Here is a 10357-nt window from a genome sequence, read left to right on the forward strand (position 1 = left end):
CCGGCTGCTCTCCACCCCGTCTCCCACATCCCGCAGTTGAACGACGCAGTTGCCTTCCGCTACATGTAACGTGACTTCACATGGGTCGGACTTTCACCTCCTGACAGAACAACATCACAGACGCACGATTCCGGGCTCGCGCAAGAGCGCGCCCCGGAATGACGACGGCGGAGATGCCTCAATCCGGCAGCCCGTCCACAGAGAGATCAAGCGCCGTGCATATGACGACTTTCACGACATCGCTCGTCTAGTTCGTCTGCGGCAGCCTGTAGAGATCGCGCGAGACCATGAGCTTGACGACCACCCGATCGGACGCCGGAGTCAGGCCGAAGCCGATGCCGGCCTCGATGTTGACGAGCTCGCTCTTGTAGTCGACCACGCCAAACAATTGCTGCGACTCCTGCTCGAGCGGCAGGAACTGCTTGATCGGGCCATAGTCGGAATACATTTCGGTGGCGACCGCCCAGGTTTTCGACAGGTTATAGGCGAGCCGGACCGACGGCGCGAAATCCAGCTGATTGAACCCCTTCCATGAATTGTCGAGGATCGGGTTGACGATGAGATCGAATTTCCCGAGATGCCAGCCGATGATCGGCCGTATTTCGGACGTGGACCGGTCGGGATCCCAATGCCTGGCGTTGTAGCTGAACTCGAAGTTGATGCCGTAGAAGAACGTCCGGTCGGCCGCGTGCGGCACCACGAACAGCTCGCGCACCTTGAAGCCGTCAAGTTCCGGCGCTGAACCATCGGGGATGCTATAGAGCGGCAGGTACAGCCCCTGCTCGAACCAGTCCGTCACGCCATAGGCCCATTCGGGCACGCCGTTGAGGGTCTGGTTGGGAACGAGGCCGCCGGGATAGCGCGGCGTCTTCAGTCCGTCCGGCGTGAAGTTGTTGTGGACCATCAGGTTGAAGGTGCCGGGCGCGGCGATCTCGGCGTCATAGACCTGGATCTCGTCGGTTTGCGCCCGCGCCGCCGCCGACCCCAGGATGAGAAACAGGATGACCGCGACAGCCCTTGCGAATGTCCTTCTCCAGCAAGCCCACCGATCCATTCACCCCGCCCCGCGCACCCAATTCCGCAATCATCCAAAGTAACGCCTGGATGATCTTCGCACGCGCAAACGGTGCGCGCCGTGGCGAATGGGTCACAGCTGATAGCAAATGCGGCGATAACAAGCCGGCCGATCACGCCGTTTGTCCGGTGCCGGACCAGGCAGGTTCAGGCCGCGGCGCGGCGACAACGGCCTTAACGCAGGCGTGGGGTTTTTGCGGGAATTATCGCTGCGTCACCGGCACATCGTTGCGATCATAGACCACGCCGCACGCATAGCGGCGTCCCGGACAGGCACGCAGGTGGCATCGGGCATCGAGTGCGCAACCACCATAGATCAGCAGAAAATAGCCGATCACCGCGAACGCCGTCGCGCCCAGCAGCCATTTGGTCCGGATATCCATCGACAGCTCCAGCGCCGACGTCATGGACCGCGCGGGATTGCGCCGCCCATAAAACGAGCACTCGGACTTTGCGCTAGGTCAAGGTGCCGCGCGCGTCAATGGGCCAGCTTGGCTCGCACTGAGCAGTCCTGACTTTGCCGATGGGGCTGTTCCGGTTGAGGCCCGGACTCCTAGGCACTCCGGGCCTCGCGGCCGTTGCAGTTTTCCTTGGCGGTTTCTGGCATTTCACAACCAGCAAGGATTCTCCAGACAATGTCCGCCTTGGATCGGGTCAGGATCGGATCAGTCCGCCCTCGTTGCCGGCTTGCCCCCACTCGGACCAGCGCTCACGTGTCTTGAACCAGCCCGGCCAAGGTTTAGTCTGTCGGGGCGCGCGTTCAGGAGAGATGCATGGATTGGTCGGAAACGGTCCGCAAGGCGGCGCTCTTTGCGGAGCAAAATGGCTATATTACGTTCGATCAACTCAATGCGCTGATGAAGCAGGAAGTCGCGGCATCCTATATCGGGACCCTGATGCAGGCATTGAACGGCAAGGGCATTCAGATCGAGGGTGAAGGGCTCTCCGCAACGGCCGGTACGGACCCATCCTGCTCGTTCTGCGGAAAGGCCCAGGCCGATGTGCTGCAACTGATCGCCAGCGCCGGGCCTTTCATCTGCGATGAGTGCGTTGAATTGTGTGTCGGTGTGATCGCCCGTCGAAATCCTGCCTGGCTCGATCAACATCGGCAGTTTCTTGCGACGCTTGCGGCAGAGCCGGAAGATTGATCGAGTTGGGCAGTCGATGTCCGAAACAATGACCCGCGTTGCGAGTCACCAATTCATCATCGCAGCGGCCAGCTTCAGCAATTCCGGATCGTCAAAGGTTCTGGCCGTCAGGCGAGCCCCCGCCGCGATCATGTCGTCACCGCTCAGGCTGGTGCGGATGCCGATCGTCACGAGCCCCGCGGCGCAAGCCGACTGAATCCCTGTGCGGGAATCCTCGAATGCGAGGGAGGCCTCGGGCACCGCGTTGACCGCCCGCAAGCCTTCCAGATACGGCATCGGATGCGGCTTGCCGTGCGCCAGCTCATCGCCGATGATGACGGCCTTGAAGCGATGCGCAATGCCGAGGCCGGACAGCAGCAGTTCGGCATTGAGCCGCGGCGCGTTGGTCACCGCGACCGTCGGGATACCCGCGCGATCCGCCAGCGCCAGCAGCGCCAGCAACCCCGGCACGGGGTGTATTTTGCCGGAAACGAGCTCGCGGAATGCGACTTCCTTCTCTGCCATGATCGAGGCCTGACGCTCCGGCGGTTCATCGGCCAGAAACCGCGCGGCGATCGACGCATTGGCAAAGCCCTGAAGCTCCCTCGCGAAGCGCGCGCGATCGAAGACATGACCGCGGGGGCCGAGCACCTGGTTGAACGCTGCCAGATGCAGCGCGTCGGTGTCGGCCAGCGTGCCATCGATGTCGAACAGCAACGCCCTGTTGGATTCCTGCGACATCGAACCGTCCTCTTCGCCAGCGAAAGGCAGCTTCATCGCCTTTAACGGCATTTCGACGATGTGCCAACAGCGCGTCGCCGCAGGGCCGATTGTGCCGCGAGGACCATTCGCTACCCCAGGTTGTTTCACGAAAAAGAATGTCGATGACAGTCGCGCTCGCCATGATGATGGCGCTTGCGGACGTCATCGCGATCCGCGTCGCGCAGCGCCCGACCGCGCGCGCAAACTCCGGATGCAATCTTGCATGCGTCTTGCACGTGTCCTGCGGAGCGGAGCAGGTCGCGTCGCTTGCGTGACAAGCCTGCGATCAACAGTGCGATCATTTGGGAGGATCGTCGAGATGCGTGGAATGCTGCGGCCGAGTGAAGCGAGGATGCGGACATGCGTCATGCGGATCGGCGATCGCGGACGCTGGACATTCCGGGACTGGATCAGGTCGCGCTTGCTGTGGAAGTTCTTTCCCTGGTACGCGCGCGAGTTGCGTTATCGTGGAAGTTTCTGCATCGGCGCGAGCTGCATGTACTGGTTCTGGGAAGACCCCGACAAGAAGGAGCTGGGTTATTGCGCGGCAGCGGTCTCGCGCACGCTGGCCATGATGTGGGCAAAGGAGATGGCGGACTCGGAGGCGCGCGGCAAATGAGCCGAACTGGCGCGGCGCGCGGTCCCACCGGCCCTGGTCGTGATCAAGCCGCGCCCAATATCAATGCAGGTCGCCCTCAGTCGCCCTTCAGCGAGAGGCTGATATGCGTGACGATGTCGTCCCAGTCGTGCTCCGCGGCCCTCGGATAGTTGATCAGCACGCAGTTGACGAAACGGGCCGATATATTGCAGCGGTTGTACCAGACGTCGTCGCCCTTGTAGCTCGACACCGCAAAAAATCGCGGCGTCACCCTCTTGTAGCGGATGTGCGGCGGCGGGTCCTGCTTCGCCAGAAAGCTGGCCGGGGAGTCGTGATGGGTGTTGGGCCCGGACTCGACCGTCAGGCTGGCGCGACCGTCGGCGGTCTTGAACTTCTCTCCGTAGACGGCCGGCCGCCCGGCCGTCTCGGAGAAGACCGCCGGGATATCCACGGACATGCCGGTCTGCGGAATCGAAAACGGCCTCCAGCGCATCGGCTGCGCCGAGACGGCCGCCGTCGAACCGGCAAGCATCACGAGGCCAGGCAAGAGGAGGCCAAGCATGAGGAGACCACGCGCGAAGGAAGCTCCGAGGATCGGTTTCATGCCACAGCCCATCATGTTCGAGGTTCGGGATATTCGGACGTTGCGGTTTCAACTCGCAATTTCGGTGACGTGGGCGGCCCGGCAGGGCACGCCGAATTCGCCGATGACGCCTCGATCGAGCCGATAACGCCGGTCGCCGGTCGCGAGTTCCTTCGCATCATCACGCGGCGCTCTCGCGCCTCGCGATGACGGCGTTCGTGGGATGGATGGGTATCGCTGAGGCGATCGGCGAGCCGACCGCAGATCAGGCCCGCGGCTCCAGCGATGCTGCGTGACGGGGCGAGATGACGCGCTGATACAAGGGTGGACCGACGAAGAGCGCACAGGATCCGCTGCAGTCCCACCAGTCCGAGCGGGTTCCAGATTTCGCAGATCTCACGTTGTCGGCGCGCTCGATGTTGTGTCGGCCGTTGGACAGACGTCACGCGAGCGGCCGCCTAGCTTTTCGGCCCCGGTGCAAAGACGACGGAGGTCCCATGCGACGAAGGCGCGTCAAACACGTCAGGTCTCTAGAAGAGCGGCTGCAACGCAATGCCATTCGACTTCGCGAGCAAGCGCAGTCGATGCCGGCGGGCGAGCAACGGGAACTGCTGCTACGCAAGGCTCGCCAGCACGACGCCGCCGTGACTCTCGACAGGTGGCTCTCGTCCTCCGGCCTGCGTCCGCCAAAGTGATCGAGGCCTCCGATGACCAGGATGTTCGAGCACCGTCAGACGTCTGCCATCAGGCAACAGGCGGCTGACGTATTGCGGCGGGCCCGGAGGCTGCCGGTAGGTCCGCATCGAAACGATCTGAGGCAGCTTGCGATGGGCTTGTTGTGGCTGGAAAAGCACGGCTTCGAAACGGAGCCAGCGAAGGATGGAGATGCAAACGACTAAGACGCTTTCCAATGACGTTGAATCGTAAGGCGCTCCAGGTCAGCGTTTCCGAAGCTCCGATCACATGAAGCGAAGGCGCAGGATGGGGAGAGCCCTTGCGAAACCCATCGATTTCGTCGCGCGGCGATCGCTTTCGCGGGATCGATCGTCCAGGAGCTGAACACCGTGAAGGGACCATCATGGCTTGATGTAGTTCATCCGGGCGGCCCGGTAGCACTCACAAGCCCTGCCCTCCAGCCCTTCGGCATTGGTGATCGCGATGCGTCCCCGGGCATATCTGATCATCCCGGCCTGCTGCAGCGTGTGTGCGATCGGGCTGATGCTGGTTCTCTTGACCCCCAGCATTTCGGCGAGGAATTCCTGCGTGAAGGGCAGACTGTCGCTTCTGGCCAGGTCTCGGGCCCGCAACAGCCAGCAGCACAGCCGGGCTTGCGTGTCGTGCGCCGCCATGCAGGCCACCGTCTGTTGCGCCTGGGCAAGGACGGTCTCCTCATGACGAATCAAGGCGGACATCAGGGGTCGGCTTCCATAGGCTGCGTTCGCCAACACCTCCGCCTGACACTCCATCGCGTCACCCGACAATTGCACGATCGCACGGTTCAAGGAGACCTTGCCGTCGAGCGCCGAACTGGCTCCGATGACGCCCTCTCTGCCGACCATGGCGGTTTCGACGAATTCTCCTGTCGAGAGACCGAGCACCAGCGAGATCACGCCAGTCGTGGGGAAATAGACCCGCCTGGCGAGGTCTCCGATATCGAAAAGAACCTGCTTGTGTATCAGCTTGACCGGTCGAAGGTGGGCTCCGAGCACGGCACCGTCGCTCGCCGAGAGAGAATCGAGGATGAGATTTGTCGCTCCCGGCGTCTTCATGTCCGAGCCTCCTCATCGATACGGGGACAGGGGCACATCGCCGCAACTCGTTCGTGTGAAGCCCGTCCAAACGGTGCAAGCGGCATGGTCGTCTCGGCATCCGGCGCGGCCATCTCCGCGACGCGAGACGTGAACTATAGAGCCGAGATGCAGCAGGCGCTGTTAAGCCGTCGGTGCGCCTTTTGTGATAATTTTCGAAATGATCTGACAGCAACGTGCGCTCGCCGCGCCACCATGCGCGCCGGCTGCAAGGAGCGCGAAGCCGGCTCGCTGGTTCGCCGTGTCCGGTTCCGAATCGATTCGGGCGGCGTGGTCAGTCGACATCTTCACGCGCGACGCCAATCGGATCAGCCCTTGTCTCCCAGCGCTCTCCCTGGATGCAGCCTCGGTCGTCGATTCCCCTGCCCGCGTAGAAAATGCGACGCCACCCCCACCACGCGGCTTTGCGCGCCAGCGGATCTGCAGGCCCGGAATGAGGACAGAGCAGCGTGCGCGCATCCGAAAGCCGGGCGCGCCGAGCGATCACGACGCCGGGCGGCTCGTTCCGGAATACAACCTGTGCGAGAGCTGGGCGGCATCGCCAGGACCAGAGCCGGCTTTATCGGCCCCGCATCGCACCGCCCGCATTCTCGGCCGCGAGATCGACGCCCGGCCGTAAGGTGGCGTCGACGGCGCGGCCATGACGATGCACCCGGTTGCGGACGATCACCTGCGCGCCCCGCAGTTTCCAGGACGCGGCGCGGCGATCTTCGCGGCGTGACGCCGGTCAGGCGGCGCCGGCGAGGGCCGCTTTGCGGCGAGGACGCAGCAGCAGATAGAATGCGGCAACGTGCGTGATCATCAACAAGGGCACGTAGACGATCGGGATCGCATAGGCGGCGCCCAATTCTCCCGCCAACGCGGGAAGGCCGCTCTGGATGCCGTGATAATAGTCGATCAGGATGTCGGCCGCCCCGACCAGATTGAAGGCCACGACCAGCAGCGAAAACAGCCGCGGCGTCCGCACCGTGCCAAGCGCGAGCATGGCCAGCACCCCGGCCGTGAAGTCGCCATAGGCGGCGAATGTCGCGAAGCCGGCAGGAAGATTGGGGCCGACGACGCCCGGCATGAGGAAAACGAGACCGAAGAAGCGGAAGCTGTGCAGCGTGGCAATGGCGCGCTGCGCTTCGATCCGGTCCATCGCCTCGAGCCTCGGCCAGACATAGGCGCCGAAGCAAAGCAGCCACGGGACGTAACCGAGAACGAGATGCAGTTGGAAGATGGTTGCCGGGGACATTGGTGGCTCCTGTCAGGCGTGGACTGGCGCGGCCTGAAACACCGCTCGAGATGCCGAGCCGGCCTGCCAGCATGGATCGTGCCGGCCTCGCTCCTGCTCTGCCGGCCGGGTCTACGGCCGCTTCCTTGGCGTGACTATTCGCGATAATGTCGATGCGCCATGAAGCAGAACTTCACAGTCCGGCAGGGCGCGCTCGACGGGGTGGAGGCGTTCCTGAGTGTTGCCCGGCACCGCAATTTCCGCCGGGCCGCCGCGGAACTCGGGGTGACGCCATCGGCGGTCAGCCAGGCGATCCGTACGCTCGAGGCCCGCGTCGGCGCGGCGCTTTTCATCCGCACCACGCGCAGCGTCGGCCTGACCGAAGCGGGCGACCGATTCCTGTCGCGCGCCAAGCCCGCCTTCGCGGAACTGGTCGCCGCAAGCGAGTTCGCCCGTGACCTCGGACAGCGGCCGGCCGGATTGTTGCGGCTCTCGGTGCCGCGGGCGGTGGTGCCGATCCTGCTGGAGCCGTTGCTCGCATCCTTCTGCCAGGCCTATCCCGCGATCGAGGTGGAGATCGCCGCCAGCGAGGAGCTGGTCGACCTGGCGGCGCAGGGCTTTGATGCCGGCATCCGGCTCGGCCAGTTCGTCGCAGACGACATGGTCGCGGTGCGGTTGAGCCCACCGTTTCGCTTCGTGATCGTCGGCAGCCCCGCTTACCTCGCCCGCAACGCCCGACCGGAATGTCCTGACGATCTGCGCCGGCACGCCTGCCTGAGGATGCGACGATCCAGCGGCGCGCTGGCGTCATGGTCGCTCACCGACAACGGCCGCGCCGTCGAGATGGCCGTCTCGGGCCCCCTCATCGCCAACAACTTTCCGACCATCCTGGGCGCCGCCCTCCAAGGGGTGGGTCTTGCGCAAGTGCCCGAGCCGATCGCCGCCGAAGCGTTGCGGGCGGAGAAACTGCTGCACGTGCTGCAGCCATTTGCGCCGATGCTGCCGGGTGTGTTTCTGTACTACCCCGATCGCCGGCAGGTGATGCCAAAGCTGCGCGCCTTCATCGATCACGCGAAGACCCGCTCGCACGCCGCCGACGGCCCGAAATGACGCGCTGCGGTCCGCGAGCAGCTCATCCACCGCTGCTTCCGCGTCTGGGGCAAGTGCTGAGCACCCGGCGATCACAGCGCAGGATGGGTTGAGCCCTTTGCGAAGCCCATCATCTTCGCGGAAGCGCGGGGAACAGCATGCCGGTTCGGCGGGCATAGGCGTCGTAGGCCTCCGCGCCCAGCTCGTGGCGGAGAAACCGTTCCTCGAGCCGCGCCTTGATCCAGAATCCGATGATGACCAACACCAGGCCGGCGAACGCGATCGCGTTCGCTGCGAGGGCCGCGGTCGCCGCGGCGGCGATGATGATGCCGGTGTAGATGGGATGCCGGACCAGGGCGTAGGGACCGGTATCGACGATATGATGATCCGCCTTGCGCGCCACCGAACTCGACCACATCCGGCCCAGATGGATGCGCGCCCACCAGCACAATGCGAATCCAGTTCCGGCGAGACCGACCAGACACCATCGCACGTCCTGCGTGGTCCAGCCGCCTTCATGACCGACCGGCGGACGCGCAACGAACAGCAGCACCATGCCCAGAAGCGTCACCAGCCGATAGAGCAGTTCGGAGCGGAGCCGCGGCCTGGCCTGCGTGCGGCTGGACCAGGGCGCTGCGATCAGCCATGACAGGAACCAGATCGCCCATAACCACAGGATGGCTGAAGCCGGCGACATCACGAGCGCCTCGCACGCAAGACTTGCGACCGGCGAGGATACATCATTGCTCCGCGCAGGAAAGCGCCGAGATCGGATGGCCTGCGCAGCAACGCCAAGCATGGGATTCGATTCCTGCCTTTGGTGGCGCTACGCTGGTCCATGCGGTGACGACTGCGCCGCGGCCCCTCGAAAATCCGGCGATCCGGCACCGGCACATGACCACGCATGACACCACCACCGAGCCGACCACCGGCTATTGGCAGGAGCTGACGCCCGAGATCCCCACGCGGTTCTCGGCGACGCCGCCCCATCGCTTCGGCTATCCCGTCCGCCTGCCCTGCGGCCGCACGCTGGTGCTGCCGCTGCGCCGGTTGCCCGACGGCAACCATGCCGTCGCATCGCTGATCGCCAACCAAGCCTCGAACCGCGTCGTCGCGGCGCTGGCCGACCACATGGCGACACAGGCGCGCGCGCTCGATGCCGAGATCGTCGTCGGACTTCCCACGCTCGGCCTGGCCTTCGCCGCGCTGGTTGCCGAACGGCTCGGCCAGCAGCGCCATGTGCCGCTCGGCTATTCGCGCAAATTCTGGTATGACGACGCGTTGTCCGCGCCGGTCGCCTCGATCACCAGCCCGGAGGCCGGCAAGCGATTGCGGCTCGATCCGAACCTGCTGCCCTTGATCGAAGGCCGCCGGGTGGCGCTGATCGATGATGCGATCTCGACCGGCGCGACGGCGGTTGCGGCCGTCAAGCTGTTGCAGACGGCGGGCGCCGAGATCGCCGGCATGGTCGTCGCCATGAAGCAGACCAATCGCTGGGAGGCCGTGGCCGCCGGACTCTCGCCGCCGCTTGCCGTCCGCGCGGTGTTTGGCTGTCCGCTGTTCGTCCTCGGCGAGGCCGGCTGGGTCCCGATCGCCGAGACCGAGCCTGCCATTCCCTGAAGCCGCCGATCGCCGCGCGCATTGTCCTCGACACATGCGTCAACAACATCGGGCGGCCGCGCTTTCGCGCCGGTCATGACCCGCGAATGGTCCCGGAGATCGTCGATCAGGCATTGCATGCGCTTGGTACCGTCGATCACATGGTGGACGTAGTGGTTCATCACTGTGATTTTGACGTTTTGATACCGAGCCGGCCGCAGCGCGGCGTAACGACAACTTCCTGTGGTTATGGGTCCCTGCCGGAGCCTGTCATCGGGCGGGGCGTTGCGCCGACCCGTTGGCGGGGACGACGTCGCGTTTGTGGTCGGGCGGTCGCGCCAAAGACTCCGCGGTCGTCCCGGCCTTCAGCCGGGACCCATAACCACAGGTCAATGAATTGCGAAAGTTGCAGCTGGCGCCATCCTGTCTCGGATCAATTCGTAGGTTCAAGATCAACCAGTCATAATCACTGTGATGAACCAGCGTCGCGCGGCTATTCCC

General features: G+C 64.3%; 11 protein-coding genes and 1 pseudogene. 4 read left to right on the top strand and 8 right to left on the bottom strand.

Going from position 1 to position 10357, the window contains the following annotated elements; all coding sequences use genetic code 11:
* Nucleotides 1-247: 247 nt before the first annotated feature.
* Together WCB02_RS28125 and WCB02_RS28130 are read right to left on the bottom strand one after the other, a co-directional pair.
* Entirely contained in the window at nucleotides 248-1054 is an 807-nt protein-coding gene (locus WCB02_RS28125) for a hypothetical protein (protein ID WP_423963023.1), read from the bottom strand.
* A 223-nt stretch (nucleotides 1055-1277) separates the two neighbouring features.
* Nucleotides 1278-1457, bottom strand: a complete 180-nt coding sequence (locus WCB02_RS28130) for a hypothetical protein (protein ID WP_423963024.1) — start codon at nucleotides 1455-1457, stop codon at nucleotides 1278-1280.
* A 543-nt stretch (nucleotides 1458-2000) separates the two neighbouring features.
* Here WCB02_RS28130 and WCB02_RS28135 point away from each other — a divergent pair.
* Nucleotides 2001-2142: pseudogene (locus tag WCB02_RS28135) on the top strand (ClpX C4-type zinc finger protein); the annotation flags it as partial.
* A gap of 125 nt (nucleotides 2143-2267) precedes the next feature.
* On the opposite strand, the gene WCB02_RS28140 reads toward WCB02_RS28135, so the two are convergent.
* Nucleotides 2268-2942: an HAD family hydrolase gene (locus WCB02_RS28140; protein ID WP_423963025.1), complete on the bottom strand. Its 675-nt coding sequence runs from the start codon at nucleotides 2940-2942 to the stop codon at nucleotides 2268-2270.
* A gap of 388 nt (nucleotides 2943-3330) precedes the next feature.
* Here WCB02_RS28140 and WCB02_RS28145 point away from each other — a divergent pair, with 388 nt between their 5' ends.
* Nucleotides 3331-3582, top strand: a complete 252-nt coding sequence (locus WCB02_RS28145; RefSeq protein ID WP_423963026.1) for a hypothetical protein — start codon at nucleotides 3331-3333, stop codon at nucleotides 3580-3582.
* A gap of 76 nt (nucleotides 3583-3658) precedes the next feature.
* Here the strand turns inward: WCB02_RS28145 and WCB02_RS28150 are convergent, their stop codons facing one another.
* The 3 genes from WCB02_RS28150 to WCB02_RS28160 all read right to left on the bottom strand — a co-directional run bounded on the left by WCB02_RS28150 (nucleotide 3659) and on the right by WCB02_RS28160 (nucleotide 7189).
* A complete protein-coding gene (locus WCB02_RS28150) occupies nucleotides 3659-4123 on the bottom strand; it encodes a hypothetical protein (protein WP_423963033.1) in 465 nt (154 codons plus the stop codon).
* Nucleotides 4124-5220: 1097 nt separating this feature from the next.
* Nucleotides 5221-5913: a Crp/Fnr family transcriptional regulator gene (locus tag WCB02_RS28155; protein ID WP_423963027.1), complete on the bottom strand. Its 693-nt coding sequence runs from the start codon at nucleotides 5911-5913 to the stop codon at nucleotides 5221-5223.
* 766 nt (nucleotides 5914-6679) lie between these two features.
* Complete coding sequence (locus tag WCB02_RS28160; RefSeq protein ID WP_423963028.1) at nucleotides 6680-7189, bottom strand: hypothetical protein; 510 nt, start codon at nucleotides 7187-7189, stop codon at nucleotides 6680-6682.
* 159 nt (nucleotides 7190-7348) lie between these two features.
* Between WCB02_RS28160 and WCB02_RS28165 the strand changes: the two genes are divergently transcribed.
* Nucleotides 7349-8278, top strand: a complete 930-nt coding sequence (locus WCB02_RS28165; protein ID WP_423963029.1) for a LysR family transcriptional regulator — start codon at nucleotides 7349-7351, stop codon at nucleotides 8276-8278.
* A gap of 109 nt (nucleotides 8279-8387) precedes the next feature.
* Here WCB02_RS28165 and WCB02_RS28170 read toward each other — a convergent pair whose 3' ends face one another.
* Nucleotides 8388-8954, bottom strand: coding sequence for a methyltransferase family protein (locus tag WCB02_RS28170; protein WP_423963030.1), 567 nt, complete (start codon nucleotides 8952-8954; stop codon nucleotides 8388-8390).
* 197 nt (nucleotides 8955-9151) lie between these two features.
* Here WCB02_RS28170 and WCB02_RS28175 point away from each other — a divergent pair, with 197 nt between their 5' ends.
* Nucleotides 9152-9877 carry a phosphoribosyltransferase gene (locus WCB02_RS28175; protein ID WP_423963031.1) on the top strand — a complete coding sequence of 242 codons (726 nt, stop codon included), beginning with the start codon at nucleotides 9152-9154 and terminating at the stop codon, nucleotides 9875-9877.
* 249 nt (nucleotides 9878-10126) lie between these two features.
* Here WCB02_RS28175 and WCB02_RS28180 read toward each other — a convergent pair.
* Nucleotides 10127-10357 (bottom strand): hypothetical protein (locus WCB02_RS28180; protein WP_423963032.1); only part of this gene is annotated, 231 nt, incomplete at its 5' end.

The organism is Bradyrhizobium sp. (assembly GCF_049581145.1).
Lineage (GTDB): Bacteria > Pseudomonadota > Alphaproteobacteria > Rhizobiales > Xanthobacteraceae > Bradyrhizobium.

Bases quoted from the DNA above. Each gene is read 5' to 3' on its own strand.
- WCB02_RS28125 (WP_423963023.1), bottom strand. From the start codon at position 1,054: ATGGATCGGTGGGCTTGCTGGAGAAGGACATTCGCAAGGGCTGTCGCG.
- WCB02_RS28130 (WP_423963024.1), bottom strand. From the start codon at position 1,457: ATGGATATCCGGACCAAATGGCTGCTGGGCGCGACGGCGTTCGCGGTG.
- WCB02_RS28140 (WP_423963025.1), bottom strand. From the start codon at position 2,942: ATGTCGCAGGAATCCAACAGGGCGTTGCTGTTCGACATCGATGGCACG.
- WCB02_RS28145 (WP_423963026.1), top strand. From the start codon at position 3,331: ATGCGGATCGGCGATCGCGGACGCTGGACATTCCGGGACTGGATCAGG.
- WCB02_RS28150 (WP_423963033.1), bottom strand. From the start codon at position 4,123: ATGCTTGGCCTCCTCTTGCCTGGCCTCGTGATGCTTGCCGGTTCGACG.
- WCB02_RS28155 (WP_423963027.1), bottom strand. From the start codon at position 5,913: ATGAAGACGCCGGGAGCGACAAATCTCATCCTCGATTCTCTCTCGGCG.
- WCB02_RS28160 (WP_423963028.1), bottom strand. From the start codon at position 7,189: ATGTCCCCGGCAACCATCTTCCAACTGCATCTCGTTCTCGGTTACGTC.
- WCB02_RS28165 (WP_423963029.1), top strand. From the start codon at position 7,349: ATGAAGCAGAACTTCACAGTCCGGCAGGGCGCGCTCGACGGGGTGGAG.
- WCB02_RS28170 (WP_423963030.1), bottom strand. From the start codon at position 8,954: ATGTCGCCGGCTTCAGCCATCCTGTGGTTATGGGCGATCTGGTTCCTG.
- WCB02_RS28175 (WP_423963031.1), top strand. From the start codon at position 9,152: ATGACCACGCATGACACCACCACCGAGCCGACCACCGGCTATTGGCAG.